Below are 23,183 nucleotides of genomic sequence, written 5' to 3' on the forward strand. Positions count from 1 at the left end.
ACTCCTTATGCCATCAGTAAACATTCAGCCCAGTCTAGGTCATCATTCAATACTGAGATAAAGCCAACACCAACACCCGCATAGCCCATTAAGAAACCAAAGTCCTCATTGTGTTCCTTAGTCTCACCATTGTATGAGTAAAATGCTTCAAGGCCTTTTTCTTGGTACTGATCAAGACTGTAGTTAAGCCAATATTTTGCGGCTTGCTCAAGCTCTGGGTGGGGCATAAGTTGATTTAAAAGTTGGTAGATGCTGACAAGACCAACGAAACCATGGCATAAGCCAGCATCATTGATAAAGCCGCTTTCGGCGTCACGTTTTGCCGCTTTTAACGCCATTCTACGTGCCTCGTCGACATAACTCGGTCTATCTAGTGCGTGACCTGCACGAGCAAGGGTTAATGCGATTGTCAGATCACCATAACACCAACCGAGTCTCGATTTGTGCTCGCCACCAGAGCATGAACCATAGCAGTGTTCTTCTTCATGGTTTGGGTTTTGTTGGGTAAGTAACCAGTCACAAGACTGCGTGACTAACTGAGCGGCTTTATCTTTAATGGCATCTATATTTAGAGCAGGAATAAGCGCTGCGATGATCCCCGGCACACCATGCGCTAAACCCAGATTGTACTCTGGCTTCTTACGATCTTCTTTTTCGAAGCGGTAGACCGAATACTCAGGTTGAGACCAGCTTATTAGTTTGTCATCTACTTGCTGTGCTACGCTGTTAAAGTTATCGACTATCACACCATATAAAGCTGCTTGATCTGATTGCTTGCTGCGCCTTGCAGCATACGGGGCATAACCCGCAAGCCCAAGTACAGTTTCTATTTCACCCGGCCATGGCTGGAAATTCAGAGCATCATAAAAGATTTGATCCATATCGCAGAGTAACTCAGGATCGTAGTCTTCCATGTCAGCTTGATTTAGATACTCTAGAACCCAAGCTTGGCCAGCAAGACCATTACTGAGCTCAAACCCTTGCTGTTCTAGCTCTTCTTGCAGCTTTTCTAGTTTTTCTGAGAATAGCGTTTCATCAACAAAACTTGGGTCAATGCGATACGCATTGTATAAGAATAATAAATGGCCAGCTAAGCCACTTAACAAACCGTTGGTTTCTACATTATGAAGGCCTTGACTCACTTTTTCGGCCAAGCTTTTAATTATTTCGCGCACCTGAGCTGCTTGCTCTAACGATGCAATCGCTTGTGTTGGCATATCTATCCTTAGGTGAAGACACCATTTAATTATTATTCCTGCAACAACTGATAGATACCTTACTAGCACACATCAAAAGCCTCAACAATTATAGGCTAATTATTTTAAGATTTAAGATTTAAGATTTAAGATAAATATAGTGAAGGCTATGAAGGTATTACTTTATTTTATAAGGTTACACTGTATATCATTAAACCTTATGGCAAAGCTTTTGATTAAGTAAGAAACTAATAACATATTATTGTTTGCTAATAATTTTGCAGTATAGAAATATAATAAAAAATTAAACTTTAAAAGCTGCAACGGCATTAAGCAATTGCAGCCATTACTAAACTAGAAGCAAGTGTTTGTATTACAATCACCACCTATAGAATCACAAGCGCAAGAGCCACAAGAAACTGTCGCACAACCATGCGTTGGATCTGGAAGACACTTCATGGTATCTATTCCACAATTGAGACTAGGAACACCACATTTGTTAAACCCTGTGTTTATTCCGCCTGCAATATTTGGTGTTGCATTTTTAGGAAGCAGAGACGAGTCTGTCGATAGATTTTTTAACTTTTTAGAGGTAAGTTTTAACTTCATAATTTATTCCTTTTATTTTTATTTTGAAAGTTTATTTTTACACAATAATAACAAAAAAACAATTTATAAGCAACTCTGTATGTTAAATAGCAGTAATTTATGACACCAAGTGTTGACTAATCAAAGCTTATTTGAAAATAGCGTTTCATTAACAATGCTTGGGTCCATACGATTAGCATTATTATATCAATCCGCTTAACTAAGAGGTCTATTTTGAGGCAAGAAAACCTTGTTGGTAGCACCGCTCACGCGTCCTGCTATCACTGAGGTACCTACATATATGCAGGCAAGGCAAATATTTCGTTATTTAGTTGTTCTAAATGAGAAACCTTTAACGCGCTATCATCCGGTTTAATCCCTCAAAATGATTAAATGTTATTGCGGATTGGTATTAATTTACATTAACTAAGAGGCACTTCATTAGACGCGCTTCTTAGTCTATGTATGTTCTATGCTTGCTCTTGTAACTTATCTTTTACTTTCTTCAGCTTAATTTCTCTATCAGCAGACGCAATCGTTTCTTTACGATGCGCAATAATTACTCGGGTGATATCTAAACGGGAAACCGCCTCATTAATATCGGCTTCTAAATTAGTATCTAAGTGGCTGGTGGCTTCATCCATAAACAAGATCTTAGGCTGTTTATATAAAGCACGGGCAAGAATAATACGCTGCTTTTGACCTCCAGAAAGACTCGAGCCCATATCGCCAATTAAACTATCGTAGCCCATAGGCATTTGCGCGATATCGTCATGTATAGCTGCAAGTTGTGCACAATACACCACGCGCTCCATATCAACGGGTGAATCAAAGAAAGCGATGTTATCTGAGACCGACCCAGATAAAAGCTCATCGTCTTGCATGACCGCCGCGATTTGCTGTCGGTATTGTCGCGCACCTATTTGCTCAAGCGGTACGCCATCAATTAGCACTTCGCCAGATTTGGCTTTATTGAGCCCCAACAAGAGTTTTAATAGCGTTGATTTACCACAGCCCGAAGGCCCTGTGATTGCCACCGACTCGCCAGCTTTTATCTTCAAGCTCAAGTTATCGAGTACATTCGGGGTTGCATCTGAATAAGCAAAGCTCACGCCTTTGATTTCAATGTCACCTTCAATACTATGACGTTTGATATTTGTTGGCTGTAAATCTTCTTTTTCAGTCAATGCAATATCTGCTATACGCTCAAAGTGTAAACCTAACATCTTGAACTCAATAAACTTCTCAATAAGGTTGGCGGTTTTTTCCATAAACTGACGTTTATAAGACATAAACGCAAATAACATACCGGTACTGAATCCACCTTGGATCACTAAGTGCGCCGCCAAATAGACCACCACAATGTTTTCGATACCAAATAAAGCACGGTTAATGGCTTCGTAACCAATATTAAAGTTACCAATTCGAATGTTCTGATTAATAGCATTGGCATAGCGGTTTTGCCATTGCCCTTCACGTTTTACTTCAGAACCAAATAGCTTGATGGTTTGAATGCCTCGCACGGTTTCCATGAAGTTAGAGTTCTCTTCGGCTCGTGCCATAATTTCTTGCTCGCTAATCGCCCTATATGGCTTGTACATGGCAATTCGCACGCCGGCATAGGCAAATACCGCCACCAGCACCACCGCAGAAAGGGTTGGGCTATAGAAGAAGATCATCGCCAAGGTGATTATCGCCATTAGGCCATCAATAATGGCCTCAATAACCCCAGTGGTGAGTAATTGTTTAACCTGCTGTAGTGAACCAAAACGCGATACCACATCACCCATGTGGCGCTTTTCAAAGTAAGAAATCGGCAAGCGTACAAGGTGATGGAATAAATTGGCACCGAGCTGAATATTCATTTGATTACCAAAATGCAGCAAGGTAAAGCCCCGCAGCGCATTGGTGGCTATCTCAAACACTAATACCAAGAAAAAACCGACGGCGAGTACGGTCAATAAGGAGGTATCGCCTGTGAGTACAACATCATCAATGACTAATTGTATGTAATATGGTGCAGCCAGGGTGAATACTTGTAACAGCAAAGACAGTAAGAAGATCAGCAATAAAGAACGTTTAAGACCCGAGATTCGGCTCCAAAAGTCAGAGAATCTGAGTGTGGGTTTACTTTCTTGTTTTTCAAAGTCTTTGGTCGGTGTGAGCTCTAGAGCAACACCGGTGAAATGTTTTGACGCTTCTTCTAGGGTCAGCGTTTTTTCGCCTTTAGCAGGATCATGAATGACAATGCGCTTTTCATTGGCTTTTTTTAGCACCACAAAGTGATTGAGATCCCAGTGTAAAATACAGGGCGTTTGCAATGCGTCAAGATCTTCAAGCTCAATACGTAGTGGTCTTGTGCTTAGCTTGAGTTGCTCAGCAAATCCCATAATATCGAGCAGCGTCGCGCCCTCTAGAGAAATGCTAAATTTTTGTCGAATAGATACCAAGTCGGTTTGATAGCCATGGTAACACGCCACCATGGCTAAACTTGCTAAGCCACACTCCGCGGCTTCCGACTGTAAAATAATGGGCAATGAGTTCCTTGACCAAAACTGTAGTTTGTTTACTACACTTTCATCTTCTTCATGCATCTTTTACTGCCTTATTATTGTTATAAACATAGTTTGTGCTGAAAATTTACAGCTGACCTTTAATACTAAATACCGGATCAAATAACCAACGTAGAAGTGAACGTTCTTCGATCACGATATCTGCGTCGAGCCTCATACCCGCTCTAAGTGGTGTCGCTTTTCCATAAGCTTGAATATCTTGTTCAGAGAGTGCCACAACCACACGATAAGCAGGCTCTGTCAGTACGCCTGGTGTTGCAGCCTCTTCAGGTAATATCACTGAATTACTGATTTCTTTGATGGTGCCATCGTACACCCCGAACTTTTCATACGGGAAGGCGTGATAGCGCAAACGGGCATTTTGGCCAACATCAACAAAACCAAAAGCCGAAGTAGGTACATAGACGATTGCTTGCATTTCACTGTTTTCAGGAAGCACAGAGAGTAAGCTTTGCCCTGTTGCCACTGTTTTACCTACTTTTGCAGTGAGACCACTGACAATACCTGATTTAGGTGCTCTTAACTCACCTAGACGCTGCTGCTCAATCGACGACAACTGCATTTTAAGATCGGCGCGCTGTGACTCCAATTGCGCAATACGCGTTTGCTGTTGCAAAGGTCGTTGCTCAATTTGCTTTTCGAGTTGCTGTAATTGACTAACCAGTGACACACGCTCTGACTTGATACTCGACGCCTGCTGTTGCAGCGACAATAAGGTATCTTTTTGTCTTTGCAGTTCTAACTCTGAAATATAGCCTGTGCCTTTTAAACTACCGACTTGCTCAACCATCTTCTGATTTAACATTAGTCGCTGTTTAAAGGTGGCAGCTTGGCTGTCTAATTCTGATAAACGCTGCTCGAGAGAGATTTTCTGCAAATTCAACTGCTCAAGATCTAAGTTATCCTGAGCAATTTGCTGGGTGAACTGTCGCTCGAGTGAATTAAGTTGAAACTGATATTGGTTAAGTAAAGCCTGATTGAGTTCTAACTCTTGGCTGCTGTGCTTCGCAGAGGCTATTCTCAACAACGGTTCACCGACTTCAACAAACTGACCTTCAGAAACGAGCACTTCTGAAATTAAGCCTGCCTGAGAGGCCTCAACACGTAAAAGACCGGCATCGGGTTCTATCACCCCACTCACACGCTCTTTTCTGGTGTATTGCCCAAGACTCAAAAATACCAGACTGACAACGACGACCGTTAAGATCAACACTGTGAGTCTTCTAAAAATGGGTGGCTGAATAAGCGACACAGCTCCTTCTAGTCGATGTCGTTTATGCTCCAGCACTTCTTTGCGGAATAGACTGTCCATAGGTTACTTCTTATATGTTAACGTTAAATTAACTTTGAAATTCAATGTACCACTTTCCTTGCTGCTGATAAATGTAAAATCTCCTTTTCATGTTAAGCAATATATCATCAAGTATGATGTTGACAAAAAAGGAACGTATAATTAGTCTATAATTTCAACAAATAAGGAAAGTTATAATGAAATTAAAATTAAATAAAAAAACATTCAAAAAGCTAAACTTAGACAAGTCTCATTTACCTGCACAAATGACACCTCGTGTCGGTGGAGCTGGTGGACCTCTTTTTACTCATTTAGATGAAGATGATTGGGGAGATTCAGCTAAGTGTGACGCATTGTGTTTTATTCAGCTAAATCCTAATGGCTAAGCTGTAAATAAATGAAGTAGCTGTAACAGCTACTTCATATGAATGGTATTAAGATTTCTTAACAGGACGTTGCCAACCATCAAGGTTGCGCTGCTTGCCACGCGCAACAGCCAGTTGCTCATCTTCTACCGTTGAAGTGATCACCGAACCTGCGCCGATTGTCGCAGTCGCACCAATTTGCACAGGCGCTACTAAAGAAGAGTTAGAGCCAATAAACGCGTTGTCACCAATAATGGTTTTTGATTTATTTACACCATCATAGTTACAAGTAATGGTACCTGCGCCAATATTTACTTTTTCACCGACTTCAGCATCACCTAAGTAAGTCAGATGGTTTGCTTTTGAGCCTTTACCTAAGCGTGATTTTTTCATCTCAACAAAGTTACCAATGTGAGAGTCTTCTTCCATCACCGCACCTGGGCGTAAGCGTGCGAATGGACCAAGTGTACACTTAGCAGCGACTTGCGCATCTTCAATCATGCTGTTTGCTTTTACAACCACACCATCACCGATGGTACAGTTTTTAAGTACACAATTTGGGCCAATAACCACGTCGTCGCCGATCACAACATCACCTTCAAAGATAACATTCACATCGATTTGTACGTCTTGGCCTGTTTTTACCGTACCACGCACGTCGATGCGTGCTGGGTCTGCAAGACTTGCACCGTTGATCATTAGCTCTTCTGCTTGCCATGCTTGGTAAGCTCGCTCAAGGGCAGCAAGTTGCACACGGTTGTTCGCGCCTTCAACTTCCATTGGGTGATCGGGTTGAGCCGAAGTAATTTCAACGCCTTCACTGTGCGCCATAGCGACGATGTCTGTCAGGTAGTATTCGCCTTGTGCATTATTATTTGAAAGGTTGCTTAACCAACGCTTCAACAACCCTCCATTTACCGCCATGATACCCGTGTTTATTTCTTGGATAGCTAACTGCTCTGCAGTCGCGTCTTTTTGTTCTACGATGCCCACAAGTTTGCCATTTTCTCGGATCATACGTCCATAACCTGTTGGATCGTCAAGGTTGACTGTTAGCACAGCAAGCCCTTTTTCAGGCGTTGCCGCTAGTAACTTTTCTAACGTCGACTTTTTAGTCAATGGCACATCACCGTATAGAATTAAAACGGTATTTTCATCAGCAAGGTGCTCTTTGGCAACAGCAACAGCATGGCCTGTGCCTAACTGTTCTTCTTGTAAAACCCAATTTACATCATTGTGAGAAAGCGCTGCTTGTAACTGCTCTCGACCATGACCATAAACTAAGTTTGTTTCACGCGCACCAAGTGATATTGCATTGTCGATTACATGCTGAACCATAGGTTTACCAGCAATCGAATGAAGGACTTTTGGAAGTTTAGAACGCATACGGGTGCCTTTACCCGCAGCAAGAATAACGGTATCTAATGCCATCAGTGAGGGATCCTTTTTTTACTTTAGATTCCTATGCTCAATTAGTTACTCTAAGATTGCCACTCCGTGTGCACAATCAAACTGTAAAGCGTAGAACAAAATATCGCGTAGAAATTATTGCCGATATTTTAACTAGAATTATCAAAATTGATAGTCATAAAAAACCTTGTTCTCAGGAATCGAGACAAATAGAAGCCAAATACCTTCGGGGAAGCAGCTTGTTGTACAACTCTATGACTCTGAAAACTTGATAAGGAAAAAAGTAGGTTATCCTCACATTAAGCTTGGTCAGTTAACTCGGTAAGGCGATCTTTCTTGTTATTAGATCAGATGCAGCGTAATAATATTCCATATAAATTCAATGTATTGCCGATTAACTCGACAGTGTAAGCGCTCCCACAAATAGCCTGCATGGCTCAAATATAAAAAAGTCCTGCGGCTTTTTAATGCTGCAGGACCCTATCATTAATTTGTGGCAGTTTACGCCTACTCTAACGAGGCAAGTTAATTTTATGATTACTGCTTTCTACTTTAGCAAGTAAGTAGTTATAGTTATGCTCGTTATGAAATACACCTGTATTTTGCATCTTTTCAACACTTACACCATTTGCTTCTAATTGTGCTTTTTTATCTGGGTTATTAGAAAGCAATATCACTTTTTCAACCCCTATGGCTGTCAGCATGTCAGCAGCGACCTTAAAGCTGCGCTGATCATCTTCAAAACCAAGGTGCGTATTAGCAGTAAATGTATCGATACCTTGTTGCTGAAGCCTATATGCATCTATCTTGTTATATAAACCTATACCTCGACCTTCTTGTCGTAAATAAACCACAAAGCCACCATGCTCGTAAATTTCATCTATGCTTTGCTCTAACTGCTCACCACAGTCACACTTTCTTGAATTAAAAACATCACCAGTTAAACATTCAGAATGCAAACGCACTAAAGGCACTTCCACGTTTTCCCAATCACCCAGTGCAATTACAATGTGCTCTTTACCATCTTCAAGGCCATAGAATGAAAACATTTCTGACGGTTTGTCATAGTCCCCAAGAGGAACTAATGTACTGTTGCGAACACTTACTACTTCAGATGATTTAAGCTTCTCGAGTTTATCCATCATTATTTCCTTATTTTCTTGCTCTATATTTGTTATTGATTATTTTGGTTGCTTACATACCGTACGGATAGTCTTGTTGTATATCGACCAATTTACCCCTAACGCCCTTTAATGCCTCCGCATAGGTTAGCAACATATCAAGACAATCAGTCGCACGCTTTTCAGTCACAGACATCTCTTCCCAAGATGTATAACTCTCTTTTTCAAACTCTTCGATCACATTTGAAATGATGAGATGCTCTGGTATGTAGAAAAGGTGGTTGTTTTTGAAGCTGCTAATTCTTAACTCGGTGATTGGATAAGTACCTCCACGGCCAGAAGACACTCCAACAGCTAAGGCTGGTTTATGTGCTATGTCAAACACAGGGCAATACATAAAGAAATTCTTAAGCGCCGGAGAAGCCATACCGTGATATTCAGGTGAGAGAAATACCAAAGCATCGGCTTTTTGAAGCTGGAATACCACAGATTCAATATTATCCTTTACTTGAGCCGCGTTTAATTGAGGGTCATCCGCTGGCCATAAAGGTAGTTTATTGTCAGACAGATCAAGAATATTCACATTCTTATCATCGACCTTAAACCTTTGAACTAATATTTTTTTAAACTGATTTGCAACTTTCGCTGACTGGGAACCTTTCCTTGGGCTTCCAGATACAATTAATATATTCATAAAAATATGGCCTTATATCCTTGTTAAAATACAGGCCTTTCCTCCAAATTTATAACTAGGCGCCTATGGACTGCCTGTTGAGTGTTTGTTGTTCATTAATTATTTGAATTGATTTAAGCGCTATTAATATAGAGCTCACTAAATTAACCATTGCTACACAGATAAATAAATAATAACTATCCATATTTAGAGATATGCACATAAAGTAAGCCAACATAACCCCTACAATGTTTGCTAATACGATGGTCAAGGTGGTAAATTTCTTATCTCCAAGTCCTCTAGACACACCGCTTGCCCCCTTAATGAAAACATCACAGAAAACAAAAATAAAGCCACAAACTACTAAATATTCTAAAGATTTGGTAATTACATCATTTTCTGTTGAATAAAACCCAACAACAAAGCCACCAGCAAACAAAGAAATTGCATGAAACAATACAGAAACAGCCACACTTATCCATAATGTCGCCATGCAATAATGCGTAATATCTGAATAGTCGCCAGTACTATAGGATCTACCCACCTTAATACTTAGTGCAGACGCTACCCCACTCGTAAAGTTAGAAATTAAACCAACTAAACTCATGAAGATATGGAAAGCGGCTGCTTCAATAATACCGATACTTTCCATGATTGAGCTGAAAAATACAGACACGAAACTCATGCTTGCAATGGCAATACTTGCGACACCATGTCCATATAGCTCTTTGCGAGCATAAACGCGACTCTCATGACGCTTTGATCGAGAGAAAGGATTGATTTTACAAATTTTTATTACGTAAAGAATCGCGAAAAGGCACATCACTGTACGCACGACAGATGTTGCAATTGCTATCAAATAAGAGTGTGAAGTACCTTCAAATAAAGAGACAAACAAATGATTTAGAGCGAAGTTCAGAATAATCCCAAACAGTACTATCCACATAGCCACTTTTGCTTTTTCTGTCGCCTCAAGATAAAAAGCAATTGCGGCGTATACCATATGCCCGAACAAGCCAACTCCTAAGCAAATTATTACTGGGATCATAGCTTTATAAGTATCTTCAGAGTAGCCAAATAATGGAATCCAACTGTGTGAAAAGAGGCTCAATATGAATAAGCAGGACGCAATCCCAATTGCAAAATACACTCCCTCAGAGACAATGGCTTGAATAAGGCTTTCATCTGAATTTTGGCTGTTTTGACTGATTAATATTCGGATCCCAAAAAGTGCGCTTATCCCCATTAACCAAAAAGCGGTATTGATTAAATTAGCTGAATTATAAGCATTAAATGCAAAAGCCCCCTCACCACCAATCATAATCACGTCAATAAAAACGATTAAAAAAGTGCCAATTCTAGCAACAGTGATCGGAAAAGATAGCGTAAGTAGTTCATTTATATATTTAAACATGTTCTTCACTCCTGGAAGCTTGTTGCCACTGACACTGAGAGTCTCGCGTAAAACTCATAAAATGACGTATAACTTTGTCCGCATCACAAGGCGAGCCTTCAACAGAACTTAAACGCAATCTAGGTCTAATCGTGTGTACACCTGTATAACTACATTCACCAAATTGTTTTAAATAATTCGCCAGTGCCCTCAAATCGATCCGATCATTAAAGCCATGTCCATCTTTTTGCGTATACTCAACCCAAGTTTCATACATTTGCAGAAGTAAAAATTCATTGCCGTAAGAAAAGAAGATATTGCCTGTTGTTGTGTGATTAAAGAAAGGGATTAAAGACAACTCATCAATGCCATTTATTTTTAATTGCTTGAATAGCGCTCTGGTTTCATTACAGTCTTCAAGTTTATAATGAGTAAGATCACAATCCAAATTAACCGTCACCTCAGATACAAGCAACAGCTGAGATTCGAGCTTGATGAACTCTAAATCAGCTCGCCATAAATGCGTGTATTTGTCCAAGTTATCAATAATATCACCCATAATACCAATGGCTTGTGCAATCGCCTGTTGGTGAGTATCACACTCAAAATGACGAGGGATATTTTTAATAGCCAATGCAGTACAAAGTACCTTTTCATTTGCATATGAATAGAAATCACCGCAATGGGCAACCTCAACTAAGAAGTCACTCATGCATTTACCTAGATCAGGGTTTAGGTAAAGATACAAACTCACTACTGAATCAACATCGTAATGATTGATATAAATATATTTAAAGTCAGGGTTAAACGCTTTAGATTGTGTATAAAGATAAGTTGATAACGCCGATAAGTGACTTCGAAAAGCCTGAGGTGTCGTGTTACCTGGCCAATGCGACAAGCACATTTGCGTGCTAGGAAATTGATAGCTATCCAACGCAATATGTTCAACTAAAGGTGCTGAGTTATCATTCACAATATCAAACTGGCGACCTTGATAAGAAAACGAAGTAAAGTTTTCTTTAGACAGGCCGTCATGACAATTAACGACTTCTGTAGAACTGAACACTGAAAAGTCTCGCTTTTCAGATGTTACTTCCTGCCCGTTATAGCGCTCAACATTCAACGTAGCATTGCCTGCATGCGTATCCAGCGAGCTCATAGTGAAGCTGCCTTCACAGTATTGGGCTAAGACATCAATAGAAGGTAACCCACCAGCAAGGGCGATAATTCGCCCTCCCAGTTGATAGTTTATTTGTGATTCCAGCACGTCTATATTAGCCATATGATTATCCATTAACACAAAGGCTAGAGCAGGTATGTGCTTGTTCTTGCTCATCATCAAGCACAAACTTATCTGGTGTATACACTTCTATCTCCAAGCCGTCAGGATCGGTAAGATAAAATGCAGTGCGATATTCGTCATACTCAAAAACGTCTGGCTCTGGATTACTACCCTTAATAAAAGGTACCTTAAGATCTCTAGCTACTTGATATAGAGTATCTAACTTACTGTGATCTGTTCGAATACCTAAGTGAAAATGCTCTGGGTATATAACCTCATCAACTTTTTGAATAAAGAACTCAAATCCATTGATTATGCATACCACTTTATTTTCATGAAATTCAAAGATTTTTCTTGCACCAAAAAGCTTTTCATAAAATGCCACGGAACGAGCCACATCTGTCGTTAATATATTAATATGATTTAGTTGCATGATTACTTCCTAACGATGTAAGTGACTTTATGACCGTGCGAAACAACTTTATATAGTGCTAGATTTTGCTCTTTTAAAATATTTTCTAGCTCATGATCGCTTTCTAAATAACCCGTGCCGGTATTTACATTTAGCTTAATCGACAAGTTAAAATTGTTTTCTTTCTCAGTGAAGGCATGTTTTACTTTTGAAATTGCTAAGTACCCGCCGTTATTGAGTGACTCCACACAGTTTCTGACTAACAATTGCTTATTCTCATAAGAAAATGAGTGCAATAAATCATTCATTAAAATTAGATCGTAGTTATTGTCGTAAGTACTTGTATCAAACGCATCACCCACCTTCATTATTACTTGATCCATTGCAGCATTTCCTTTGTTAATTTCCTGTGATGCTGCGACGGTGTTTGGTAAGTCTACAAGTTGCACTTCAGCAGTGGGAAAAGCGGCTTTGATAAGTTGCGAATAAGCACCATGACCGCCACCTAAGTCTAAGACTTTGTTGAACATATCACTTGGGAAAATATCTTTTAAGCTATCAGCCAAAAACTCTGCATGCGCCTTGTTAGCATTTTTTACCATGCGTAGATATTCGACTAACCCATTACCTTCATTAAACATCTTGCTTTCAGGTAGCTCACTTTCATCGGCATCAGTGCCACTCACTGGGAAGCTTAGGTTTACCCATTGCTCCAATTGCTCTCTGAAATAACAAGCTTCATCTTTTAGCTCTGCGTAATGCTCCAAAAGATATTCACGATTTTCAGCCTTTAAACTAAAAGTATTCTCTTCTAAGTTATGCTCGACCAATGATACTTCAACCATAAAGGCCAATAGAGCATGCACTTTAGATAAGTGAACTTTAGATGCCTCTGATAGCGCTTGAGCGGTCAAATTGTTCGCGCCTAGATGCTTAATTAAATCAAGTTCAAATACCCAGAATAGTGCCATTGAATCGCGATAGGCTACCGCCTTGCCAATCAGGTTTTGTCTAATATTTTCCATTTGGATTTCCTTTCTGTTCTTGTTATTGCCGTATGACATGTAAATTAAAATAGGTTTATGTTTTATCTCTTTGAGCCAAGTGAGTTGTAGCGATTACTTTAACCATTTCACCTGGTGTAAATTCGCCAGAAACCACTTCGACTCGCATTTCTGTATGTGGGTTATCTATATTTGAACTGGGGATATGAGAGCGAATGGTGCCTATACCCTGACGACTATTTGTTCTAATAGTGACCGATGAGTTTACTGGCACATTGGCACTTTGCTCACCTGAAACACGCATTGTTACTTCGATATAATTCGGGTCAACAATTTTGCTCAGAGCTGTACCACGCTGAACATACTCGCCTACTTGTACAAAAGACTGAGCAACCACACCTGAGATCTGTGCCCGTATTGTAGAGCGCTCGATATCAAGGCTTACAACCTCTAAATCATGTTTAGCTATATCAAGCGCTTCTTGTGAAAGCTCTTTTTTTAACACCGCTTGATCTAATTTGTCTGCAGAAATCGCGTTACTACCATTGAGCATTTGAATACGCTGTACTTGCAATTCATCGTGCGCCAGTTGCTTTGTTTTCTGTTTAATCTTGGCTAGAATTCTTTTCCTTTCAATTTCCAACCTTTTTGTATCTAATCGAGCAATAACAGTGTCTTTTTCAACAACACTGCCCTCTTCTAACCTTGATACCACCAAGCCTTCAACATCACTCGCCACATTGCTAAATGAGCGACTTATAACAGTGCCAAAATAAGTTAAATCTGAGCTGATTTCTTTAGCCGCATTAGCCTGTTTTAATGGAAACGCTAAAGCTAAAAATAAAACTGCACCTTTTAAAGAAACTTTATAGTTGATAAGCATATTACTCACTCCTTAACTTCATAAACTTAACTGTAACCAAACCATTCACTGTGTTTGTCAATTTAACTAGATATACATATAGAGCAGGCAAAATAAACAAGGTATAAATCATGCCGAAGACCAAGCTGCCCACGATGACAGTGGCAAGCCCGCGATAAATCATACTGCCATCCCCTGGTGAAAATATCAGAGGTACCATGCCCACAATACTGGTAATCGTTGTGACGATAATCGGCTTCAAACGGTTTTTTAAGTTGTTCATGAGTTGTTCAATATCAAGTAACTGACTGGCCGTTTGATCACCGCTTTGTACAGCTAGAATTGAGTTATTTACTACAAGGCCAAAGCCAATAATGAACCCAACCATAGTTAGCATATCCAGCTTTTGAATTGTCACTATGTTAATAATTTCAAGAAATAGTAATCCGCCAGATGAAGCAAATAGCACGGTGGTTAATACACACACTAACTTTGTAACGTTTTTTAGTAAGCTCAAAAGAACGATGGCTACGATGGCAAACGCCAAAGCTACAACGCTGTTTATTCTCTCTTTAACTTGTTGATACTTATCCGTAACACCGCCATAAGTTAGGTTTGCCTGCTCCCCAAAATTTAAAGCCAACTGCTGTGCAATATCCGAGTTAATTGTGTCTACTACTTCATTTACCGATAAGTTTTGGCCTGGGTATATTTCAAATGTGGATGCTCTAACCCCATCTAGTCGATAGATCTCTGAAGGTCCAACACTTTCTGAGATAGTGAATAGATCTCCTAGTACAGATCGTTGTCCAGTTGGTGAAATAACAGGATAATTCGCAATTTGGCTTGGCTGATCCCAATCATTAATCTTAAGGTATGTAGGAATGCGCTTATTACCATCAAAATAATCTCCAGTAAAAGAACCTTCACCAATGCCTTGTATTAAAAGAGAGATTGACTGTGTGTCCCAACCTAACTGTGCCATTCTTTGACGGTTAGCTTCTATTTTCAAAATAGGGCTTGATAATTTCACACTGTTTTTAGGATTAATTTTACTCTCAGGAAAATGCATCTTAAGTAGCGTAAGCAGTTCATCTGCAGCCTCTTGATGGACTTGCATATCAGCAGCTTGAAGATTCAGGTCTACTTTTTTGCTCCAACCTTGACCACTAAGGAACTTATTTCTATAGACAAAACTTGAAACGCCTTGTGCTTTTATCACCACCTGCTCTTTAATAATTTGCTCGAGTGATTGCATACTCACGCCAGGTACGGGACGAATTCCCAGTACTGAAAAGTTTTCAAAGAACATCACAAAGTAATTTTTTACAACGGGATCGTCTTGCAGACGTAAGCTTTCTAAAATTTGCAGGGTTGGTTCAACAACCAGCGATTTTTTATGCTCAAGACTCGTGCCTTTATCGAAAACATATGACAGTTTCATCATATCTTCTTCTACTGCTGGTAAATAATCAGCTTCAATATCACTCTTAACAAAGATTAATAATGCGCCTAGAAAACTTACAACGAGTACCAATGCCGGAACTTTTTTATTTGATAAAAACTGTGTGAAATATGTTTGGTATTTTTTTAACAAAATACCGCTGTGTTCTTTCTTACTCTCTTGGATTAATGGAGAAAGGTAATTGTAAAGCACAGGTATCAAAGTTAAAGAAATGACCAATGACGTTAAAACAGCAATGCTTATGGCAACCGCTAAATCTCTAAATATTTGCCCTTCAACCTCTGACATAGTAATAATTGGACCAAAAACAACTAAAGTTGTGATTGTCGAAGAAAATAGCGCGCCTTTAACTTTGTCTGCACCTGCAATGACACGTTCCACGACACGCTTGGACTGATCCTGCTGTCTAATGCTTTCGAGTACAACAATGACGGCATCAACCACTAACCCTACAGATATCGCCAAGCCAGCTAGAGAAATCAGGTTAAGGCTTACATTTAATAGATATAAAAAAGACAGAGTTGATAATAACGAAATAGGTATACAAATCGCCACAAGTGCAGTGGTTATACTGTTACGAATAAAAAGATAAACAACTAAAACCGTAGAAATAATAGCAAAAAGCAAATTTGCAGAGACCATATCGATTGCGTCATAGATGTACTTAGTTGGATCAAATGACATGCTTAACTTCAACCCATTTTCATCTAGGTTTACAGCATTAAACTCTGTAATGATTTCTTTAATCTGAGTGAGTGTCTCTACTGAATTTGAATTCGGCATCTTCATTACTTTTAAAGAAACACCAGGCTTACCATTTAGGAACACTGCAGAAGAAACTTTTCCTTTCTGAATTGACACCTCTGCTACATCACCTAACTTGACAGGGTAAGAGCCTTTCCAATCAACGACCATTTCACGCATATCTTCAGCGTCATATTGGCTTTCAAATATGATGCGATAATCTCTATTGGAAATACTCTTAGTGCCTGCAGAAATATCAAAGTTTGTCTGAAGCGCCCTTTTTACTTGTGTAATTGATAAGTTGTTATTGGTTAATTTATACAAATCCAGGTCAACCACTAACTGGTTAAATGCATCACCATAAATTGCAACATTAGACACCCCACTTAGCTTCTCAAGTTTAGGTACCAGTATATTTTCTGCGTAGTGTTTGATATTGAAGCCGTCACCTTGTTTATCTTCATTTTTTAACAAAAACAACCAGCTCAACGCTTCATTACTGCCGTCTAAAGACAAAAGTTGTGGTGTGCTAACTTCAAGGGGAATATTCTCAATTTGACCAAGCTTAGTACTCACCATTTGAGTTAGGCTTGCAAGGTCACTATTTGAGTTAAATGTGAGCATAATACTGGCCAAGCCATTATAAGCTGTTGACTCAATTCTATTAATGCCACTTATATTTTGTAGCACTCTTTCTTGTTGCTCGATCAGCACTTCTTCTATAATTTGAGGAGATGCTGCTGGCCACTGTGTTTGAATAACCAATGTTGGTTTGACAATATCTGGTGTTAACTCAATAGGGAGTTTTGCAATGCTTAGAAATCCCAACAATATGGTGATCACTGCTAAACTTATTACTGAAGCACTTTGCGCCAAAAGACCTTTAAACATTTGAAAATCCCATTACCTTATTAAAAACCTACAAACCAACCTTGATTAAGTCAGGCCTAATAGACCTGACACATTTTAAATTTACACATTAGTTACTACTGACATGACTAATCTCCTTATTTTAAAGTTAATATGAAATAAAAAATCGTTTTAAACTTATACGTTAGTAACTACTGACATTAGAAAGCTCCTTCTGTTTAATTAAAAGATTAATGTAAAAAAACTGATTTGATTATACGTTGGTAACTACAGACATTTTAAATCCCCTTTTGTTATATTTTCTTATATTCAATTAACCATGATAAAACCGTTAAAATTTACACATTTGTAACTACAGACATTCTCTTTCCCCTTACCAGTTAAAAAATAAAAGCAATAAAATCAGACTTATACGTTAGTAACTATAGACATTCTTCTTCCCCTTGCTAGTTAAAAAAATAAAAACCAATTAAATCAATACTATACGTTAGTAACTACAGACATTCTTATTCTCCCATTTAGCTTGTATTAAAAATAAAACCAATAAAATCAATGTTATACGTTAGTAACTACAGACATTCTTATCCTCCTTGTTTGTAAAAAAATAAAACCTTTTAAATCATATTCATACGTTAGTAACTACAGACATAACCCCTCCTTTGAAATCTAAAATTTAGGTTTGAAGTTATTAATAACGCCGTGAGTAACAATCCTTTCATCATGGATACGGTGATAATATGGAACACCATCACGACCAAATGAAATAAAGTCGTCCTCGCCATTAATGAAGCAAAGCCCTTTGGTATAATCAATTGATGCACCAGCTGTATGTAACAACCTGCCAGAGTCAAAGTCACAGAGATAAATGAATCGCGTGTAGCTCATAACAATTAAGAAACGCTTATTTTTATCCCACGCAAAATCTTCGATTGTATTTGGTGCTCTGAAGTGTTCTGTCGCTTTATTAGTAGATAAACGATACTTAATTAGGTCTCCACCTAAAGCGACTAATAACTCATCCTCACTAACCCATTGAATTCTCTTGATATATTTACTTCCATATTCAGATAGGTATTCAAAATGAGTGATTTCTCCCGTATTCATGTTGAGAAAGTGGACTCGGTCCTTACGATCAGCCATTGCAATGAGGCCTTTTTCTTTATTTAAAGAAACAGACCAAACAGAAGTGCTTGATGTGAATATTTTTTCTTTGCTTGAGCCATCGGTATTACCGAGATAAACATTGCCATCTTCACAACAGGCTAAGAATTTTTCACCTTCTTCAAATAGCTCGATGTCTCTAATTGCGCTGGTTAACTCAATATCTGTTACTGATTTTGAAGCTAGATTGTAGGTATATAAGACATTATTGGTCCTAGCAAATGCCACAACGTTGCCGTCACTTTGAAGTCTTTTTGTATAACTTTGTCCATTTTTAAATATAGACGTTGACTCAATATCAAATTGGGTCACGCGACTACCATACTCTTGCCCTGTTGCTTTTAATGTATAGAAATAGTCACCTTCTCCTGATAAAAAGACTGTCCCATTTTGCATAAAGCCAGTCCATATTGCGTCAGGAGTACGCTTTACTGTTGCAATGACCTCATGTGTATCAATGTCGACTTTATAAAGTGCGCCATTTCGACACTGCACAATCAAGTGATTCGGATTTGTTTGGAGAGATTTAAGCCAGCGGCATTTAAATGGAGCTTCAAATGCAACCTTAACTTTTTCACCACTGTATCTATCTACTTCAACAACTGTTCGGTCGAAAGAGGATACAAACATGCGGTCTGATACAGGGTTGTATGTCAAATGTTCAAGGTGATCAAGTACAACATTCTCAGGTCCAATCATTGTTTTTTCTAGATCATCGATATCAATGGTTATCACTTTCAAAGCATCATTCGCGATAGCGTAAGTCGATCCAGCAACATGTTCAATCCAATGGGTAGAGTGTGGTCTTAACTGTTCATGTATGTTCCATTTATTAATAGCAACGCCGGACTCACTAAGAATGATGTCACCCCTATTCGATGCAGATAACAAACGTCCACTGCCATCATGCACATATTGAACAGTGATTAAATCCCAAAAATCGTGTAACCGTGAACAATGCAGAATTTCACATTTTCCAGTTTCAAATGACACTTCAACTAACCCAGAAGTCCCGCCTCGTGCAGCAAGGACTTTTTTAGTTGGGTGAAAATCAATAGCCTGAGAAGTTGTAATAACTTTATCCCATTCCTCTCCTTCAGGTACTACTTCTGTCACTGAAATACTATCAACAATAGACAACACACCGCTTTCATCATACTCATAAACGGTAATTCTATTGTCCATGCCACATGTCGCGACATAATTTAATGTTCTATGTACTGCTACCGTGTGAATAGACCCAACATGCCCTTTGATACTGTTAATATGTTCAAAAGTATTAATGTCGATACATTCCACTTCACCATCGAAGTTCGTTGCAAAAATAAACTGCTCATTTGTATTAGTTCTAAAGCTATCAATCTTTTTAGAAGCGTACATCCTATCCTCCTTGGTGATTATAAAAAACCACTAAAATCATTATAAAAAAGAAAAAACTTGAATTAAAAAACAGAAATTAAATTAATTTAAAATCCCAAAATAAAATATAAAAGCCAATATAAGTTTCACTAATTTGACTTATTATTGACGTAGAAATATTTTCCACACCTAAAAGATCTTTTTACTTATTCTGCGTCCTGTTTTGATACTCATCACATGCAGAGCAAGAAGCTTTGATATAGAGTCTACTCCTTGCACATAAAGCAATAATCAGATTCAAATTTTTATTTATCCCACCTAAATCATATTGTTTCAGCTAAACGAAACCCCATAATATAAAGCTTGGACCTATACCGCCCGTGACGTCGACGTGACCTAGCTAAATCTCTAAACCTGGTATAGCTTCCACCTCTCGCTACTCGGTATTCCCCCTCTTTTTCAAGCAAGTCATCATAAATTAACTCTGCTCCAGGATAAGCGTGATAATTATCAGCAACATACTCTTCAACATTGCCTGCTAAATCGAGGTGACCAAATGGCCCGGAGCCTTTAGGGAAGATACCGACAGGAGTGCTACGCAAAATACCACTCTCTACTGTATTAGCATGATCTGGCATGAAATCATTGCCCCACGGAAATTCAATATCTTTTCCACCTGTTGCCGCATACTCCCACTCAGGTTCTGTCGGCAAGCGAAATTTTCGTCCTAACTTTTCACTCAGCCATATACAATAATTATCAGCGTCTTCAGCACTAATGGTATGTACTGGGTGGTTTGCGGTCTCTACCTTATATGTGCCATATTCCCAGCTATCAGGTAGGTATTCATACCCGCTATCAACTAAGAATTCTTTATATTCCAAATTTGTGACTGGGTACTTACCAAGTCTAAAAGGGGCAATATCAATGCTAAAAACCGGCGTCTCTTTTTTTATCCACTCAGGTAAAACACCATAATGCGCATATTGCTCCACTATTTTGTTTACCTTTTTAGGATCTAAGCCAACCGTTATTTTCTGAGCAGGAATATTTATCATGGCTGGCTCAAATGCATTAATACGCGGATCTCCCACCAAGTTTAATAATTGCCCAGCTACAAACCTTTCTTTGAAGTTACGATTAATATCTGAAAGATATTCAACTAATACTTCTTTATCTAGTTCCATCAACGAACGAAACTGTTCAGATAAATCATCCAAATCAGAGGCAATATAATTATCTTGTAACGCCATCGCTGCGCGTTCACTCAATCGATTAATATTGTCTAATTCATTACTACTTATAATTGCACCTGTTAGAGAAAGCTTTTGATGAATCGCTTCAATGCTTTGATTTTGACTAAACATTTATGCCGCCTTTGCTTGTATAAAGTCTCTACCAGTTACTAAGTGCACTCTTCCCTCATATGAGCTAGCTAAGAAATCACCATTCTCTGTTCTGCTGAGTGATGAAATACCGGCATAACTTGGGTGGTACCACTTTACCCACTCTTGACTTGAACGATCATATACACCAATAAACCCGGCATAATTACCTGTCACGACAAGATTCCCATCGCTACTGATTGCCACACATTTAATTGAATTTTGATGAGGGGTATCTATTACTGAAACTTCACCGTCTTCCCAGACTCTAAGTTTCAAATCTCGACTGACTGATACGAATACGCCGTCATCTGAACTAGCACATCCATTGGCAATCATACTGTGACCCTCTTCCATGAACTCAGCTGTAGAGAAGTCTTTGATATTAATAAATGAAGCCGATGTGTCTGCGCACACGCTAAAAATAGTATTGTTATTAGCACTCACGCCTTTAATCGCATTAGCATGTGATTTTATTGACTTAAATAGCACTACTTTGCCACTTTCGTTGCGTTTGAATATCAAGTTTTCGCCGGTGTAAGTACCAACAACGACATACTCTTCACCATGACGCTTAAAAGTTGCACCACAATTCAATGGCGAGCGGTGTTGGTAAATACAATCACCAGTAATAGCATCAAATACCTGGCCTGTTTGCCCACCTGTTATTAATGCATCACCTAAAGGAGTGAAAAAGTTACACAAACTTGGTAGCGTTCTTTGTAACTTGTTATTTCGATACACAGTGCCTGCGTCACCAACTGTATAAATATCTCCTTGATATTCACACACCGCATTAACGCCAAGTGTTGGCTCTATATGATTTAAAGACCATTGCTGAGTGTTGATGTTATATTGCGCATAGGAACTGCCAAAGGTCACAAAAACAAGCGTTTCACTGTCTAAAAATGCCACAGACCGAGGCCAAATAATGGCTGGTAATTCAGCGCTGTGAACACAATTAATAGAGTCATTGCTACATGCCCATACTTTGGCCTGTCTGTCGTAGCTGATACTGACGAGCAGCTTTTGTGCAGGATCATAAACTAGCCTTTTTATTCCTGCGTTATGGGCTGGGACTGTGATCTTGCTATTTTGGTTGATTAGGATGATCTCACCCTCATCATTACCAGCATAGATCACGCCTTCTTGAGAAATTGCAATGGTGTCGGTTTCAATGCCGTCGAGATCAATGTCTTCAATTATTCTTCCACTTTCAGCATCCCAGCGTTTAATTGTTCCATCATCTGAACAGCTAATTAAAATATCCGAGTTGCCTTGCCATGCAACAGAAATAACATCCGCGGTATGACCACAGTAACGCTGTATCAAATTATTATTAAAATCAAAAAGGCACAGCGTGTGATCTCGGGAGCAAGTAGCTATAAGCGGTTTTTCAGGATGAAATGCGATACCCTCTACGTCATCCGTATGCGCATTCAATACGGTTTTTAACTTCATATTCGGTAATTCCCACAGCCTAACCGAATAATCAGAGCTAGACGAAGCACACAGTTTTCCATCTGAATGGAATACGCACTGATTTGCTAAATGGTCATGAATTCCGCGCGCTAATGCCTCTTTGGTATTAGCGTCCCATAAAATAACTTGGTTATCATACCCTGCGGACAGGACATATTTTCCTTGAAATGTTGCGATACCACTCAGTGGAGAAGTATGTTTTATCATTTTAAACTCCTTTTAATTAAATAACTGGTGCGAAGTCTACTGAGGCCAACCACTCGTATTCTGAATTCAATGCAATATCACATGTTGCATTGGTAAGCTTCATATCGTGGTTCACCGCTTCTAGTTGATATTTCGAATAGCTAAAAACAGCACTGCTATTTATCGGATTATAAAAATCACTTTCTATTTGGTCTGGCATTGTTAACTCCGAGCATCATACGTTTTAAAAACTGTCATAAAGTAGCTTGTGTTCGTGACCCATTCTGCTGTCGAAATAAAAATTAGTCAAAAGAGTAAATTTTAAAAAATAACCAATAAAAACAGATAATTAAAACCAATA

General features: G+C 38.9%; 17 protein-coding genes. 1 reads left to right on the forward strand and 16 read right to left on the reverse strand.

Annotated elements, in window-relative coordinates; genetic code table 11:
* Positions 1 to 5 precede the first annotated feature (5 nt).
* From ACGHEH_RS14125 to ACGHEH_RS14135, 3 genes are all read right to left on the reverse strand, one after another.
* Entirely contained in the window at positions 6 to 1,217 is a 1,212-nt protein-coding gene (locus ACGHEH_RS14125; protein ID WP_390446410.1) for a lanthionine synthetase C family protein, read from the reverse strand.
* Positions 1,218 to 2,254: 1,037 nt separating this feature from the next.
* Entirely contained in the window at positions 2,255 to 4,378 is a 2,124-nt protein-coding gene (locus ACGHEH_RS14130) for a peptidase domain-containing ABC transporter (protein WP_390446412.1), read from the reverse strand.
* Positions 4,379 to 4,424: 46 nt separating this feature from the next.
* Positions 4,425 to 5,669 carry an HlyD family efflux transporter periplasmic adaptor subunit gene (locus ACGHEH_RS14135; RefSeq protein ID WP_390446414.1) on the reverse strand — a complete coding sequence of 415 codons (1,245 nt, stop codon included), beginning with the start codon at positions 5,667 to 5,669 and terminating at the stop codon, positions 4,425 to 4,427.
* A gap of 176 nt (positions 5,670 to 5,845) precedes the next feature.
* On the opposite strand from ACGHEH_RS14135, the gene ACGHEH_RS14140 reads away from it, so the two are divergent.
* Positions 5,846 to 6,034: a hypothetical protein gene (locus ACGHEH_RS14140; protein WP_390446416.1), complete on the forward strand. Its 189-nt coding sequence runs from the start codon at positions 5,846 to 5,848 to the stop codon at positions 6,032 to 6,034.
* A 48-nt stretch (positions 6,035 to 6,082) separates the two neighbouring features.
* Here ACGHEH_RS14140 and glmU read toward each other — a convergent pair whose 3' ends face one another.
* The 13 genes from glmU to ACGHEH_RS14205 form a co-directional block, all read right to left on the reverse strand.
* On the reverse strand, positions 6,083 to 7,444 hold the full coding sequence (gene glmU / locus ACGHEH_RS14145) for a bifunctional UDP-N-acetylglucosamine diphosphorylase/glucosamine-1-phosphate N-acetyltransferase GlmU (RefSeq protein ID WP_390446418.1): 1,362 nt from the start codon (positions 7,442 to 7,444) through the stop codon (positions 6,083 to 6,085).
* 491 nt (positions 7,445 to 7,935) lie between these two features.
* Positions 7,936 to 8,568 carry a GTP cyclohydrolase II gene (gene ribA, locus ACGHEH_RS14150; RefSeq protein ID WP_390446419.1) on the reverse strand — a complete coding sequence of 211 codons (633 nt, stop codon included), beginning with the start codon at positions 8,566 to 8,568 and terminating at the stop codon, positions 7,936 to 7,938.
* Between the two features lie 49 nt (positions 8,569 to 8,617).
* Positions 8,618 to 9,238 carry an NADPH-dependent FMN reductase gene (locus tag ACGHEH_RS14155; RefSeq protein WP_390446421.1) on the reverse strand — a complete coding sequence of 207 codons (621 nt, stop codon included), beginning with the start codon at positions 9,236 to 9,238 and terminating at the stop codon, positions 8,618 to 8,620.
* Positions 9,239 to 9,293: 55 nt separating this feature from the next.
* A complete protein-coding gene (locus tag ACGHEH_RS14160; RefSeq protein ID WP_390446423.1) occupies positions 9,294 to 10,631 on the reverse strand; it encodes an MATE family efflux transporter in 1,338 nt (445 codons plus the stop codon).
* The gene (locus ACGHEH_RS14165) at positions 10,624 to 11,892 is read right to left on the reverse strand and encodes a DUF6687 family protein (protein WP_390446425.1); all 1,269 of its coding nucleotides are present in this window, start codon (positions 11,890 to 11,892) and stop codon (positions 10,624 to 10,626) included. The genes ACGHEH_RS14160 and ACGHEH_RS14165 overlap by 8 nt, the downstream gene beginning before the upstream one ends.
* A gap of 4 nt (positions 11,893 to 11,896) precedes the next feature.
* Positions 11,897 to 12,325, reverse strand: a complete 429-nt coding sequence (locus ACGHEH_RS14170; RefSeq protein WP_390446426.1) for a VOC family protein — start codon at positions 12,323 to 12,325, stop codon at positions 11,897 to 11,899.
* A gap of 2 nt (positions 12,326 to 12,327) precedes the next feature.
* Positions 12,328 to 13,329, reverse strand: coding sequence for a class I SAM-dependent methyltransferase (locus tag ACGHEH_RS14175; RefSeq protein WP_390446428.1), 1,002 nt, complete (start codon positions 13,327 to 13,329; stop codon positions 12,328 to 12,330).
* Between the two features lie 55 nt (positions 13,330 to 13,384).
* Positions 13,385 to 14,191, reverse strand: a complete 807-nt coding sequence (locus ACGHEH_RS14180; protein WP_390446430.1) for an efflux RND transporter periplasmic adaptor subunit — start codon at positions 14,189 to 14,191, stop codon at positions 13,385 to 13,387.
* Position 14,192: 1 nt separating this feature from the next.
* Positions 14,193 to 17,270 (reverse strand): efflux RND transporter permease subunit, encoded by a 3,078-nt coding sequence (locus ACGHEH_RS14185; RefSeq protein ID WP_390446432.1) that lies wholly within the window; start codon positions 17,268 to 17,270, stop codon positions 14,193 to 14,195.
* Positions 17,271 to 17,915: 645 nt separating this feature from the next.
* Complete coding sequence (locus ACGHEH_RS14190) at positions 17,916 to 19,790, reverse strand: WD40 repeat domain-containing protein (RefSeq protein ID WP_390446434.1); 1,875 nt, start codon at positions 19,788 to 19,790, stop codon at positions 17,916 to 17,918.
* 302 nt (positions 19,791 to 20,092) lie between these two features.
* On the reverse strand, positions 20,093 to 21,136 hold the full coding sequence (locus ACGHEH_RS14195; protein ID WP_390446436.1) for a formylglycine-generating enzyme family protein: 1,044 nt from the start codon (positions 21,134 to 21,136) through the stop codon (positions 20,093 to 20,095).
* Complete coding sequence (locus tag ACGHEH_RS14200) at positions 21,137 to 22,843, reverse strand: hypothetical protein (RefSeq protein WP_390446438.1); 1,707 nt, start codon at positions 22,841 to 22,843, stop codon at positions 21,137 to 21,139.
* 16 nt (positions 22,844 to 22,859) lie between these two features.
* Entirely contained in the window at positions 22,860 to 23,042 is a 183-nt protein-coding gene (locus tag ACGHEH_RS14205) for a hypothetical protein (RefSeq protein ID WP_390446439.1), read from the reverse strand.
* Between the last annotated feature and the right edge of the window lie 141 nt (positions 23,043 to 23,183).

Source organism: Pseudoalteromonas sp. MTN2-4 (assembly GCF_042848605.1).
GTDB lineage: Bacteria > Pseudomonadota > Gammaproteobacteria > Enterobacterales > Alteromonadaceae > Pseudoalteromonas.

Excerpts from the sequence above, each read along its gene's own strand:
- ACGHEH_RS14125 (WP_390446410.1), bottom strand. The coding sequence starts at position 1,217 with ATGCCAACACAAGCGATTGCATCGTTAGAGCAAGCAGCTCAGGTGCGC.
- ACGHEH_RS14130 (WP_390446412.1), bottom strand. The coding sequence starts at position 4,378 with ATGCATGAAGAAGATGAAAGTGTAGTAAACAAACTACAGTTTTGGTCA.
- ACGHEH_RS14135 (WP_390446414.1), bottom strand. The coding sequence starts at position 5,669 with ATGGACAGTCTATTCCGCAAAGAAGTGCTGGAGCATAAACGACATCGA.
- ACGHEH_RS14140 (WP_390446416.1), top strand. The coding sequence starts at position 5,846 with ATGAAATTAAAATTAAATAAAAAAACATTCAAAAAGCTAAACTTAGAC.
- glmU (WP_390446418.1), bottom strand. The coding sequence starts at position 7,444 with ATGGCATTAGATACCGTTATTCTTGCTGCGGGTAAAGGCACCCGTATG.
- ribA (WP_390446419.1), bottom strand. The coding sequence starts at position 8,568 with ATGATGGATAAACTCGAGAAGCTTAAATCATCTGAAGTAGTAAGTGTT.
- ACGHEH_RS14155 (WP_390446421.1), bottom strand. The coding sequence starts at position 9,238 with ATGAATATATTAATTGTATCTGGAAGCCCAAGGAAAGGTTCCCAGTCA.
- ACGHEH_RS14160 (WP_390446423.1), bottom strand. The coding sequence starts at position 10,631 with ATGTTTAAATATATAAATGAACTACTTACGCTATCTTTTCCGATCACT.
- ACGHEH_RS14165 (WP_390446425.1), bottom strand. The coding sequence starts at position 11,892 with ATGGCTAATATAGACGTGCTGGAATCACAAATAAACTATCAACTGGGA.
- ACGHEH_RS14170 (WP_390446426.1), bottom strand. The coding sequence starts at position 12,325 with ATGCAACTAAATCATATTAATATATTAACGACAGATGTGGCTCGTTCC.
- ACGHEH_RS14175 (WP_390446428.1), bottom strand. The coding sequence starts at position 13,329 with ATGGAAAATATTAGACAAAACCTGATTGGCAAGGCGGTAGCCTATCGC.
- ACGHEH_RS14180 (WP_390446430.1), bottom strand. The coding sequence starts at position 14,191 with ATGCTTATCAACTATAAAGTTTCTTTAAAAGGTGCAGTTTTATTTTTA.
- ACGHEH_RS14185 (WP_390446432.1), bottom strand. The coding sequence starts at position 17,270 with ATGTTTAAAGGTCTTTTGGCGCAAAGTGCTTCAGTAATAAGTTTAGCA.
- ACGHEH_RS14190 (WP_390446434.1), bottom strand. The coding sequence starts at position 19,790 with ATGTACGCTTCTAAAAAGATTGATAGCTTTAGAACTAATACAAATGAG.
- ACGHEH_RS14195 (WP_390446436.1), bottom strand. The coding sequence starts at position 21,136 with ATGTTTAGTCAAAATCAAAGCATTGAAGCGATTCATCAAAAGCTTTCT.
- ACGHEH_RS14200 (WP_390446438.1), bottom strand. The coding sequence starts at position 22,843 with ATGATAAAACATACTTCTCCACTGAGTGGTATCGCAACATTTCAAGGA.
- ACGHEH_RS14205 (WP_390446439.1), bottom strand. The coding sequence starts at position 23,042 with ATGCCAGACCAAATAGAAAGTGATTTTTATAATCCGATAAATAGCAGT.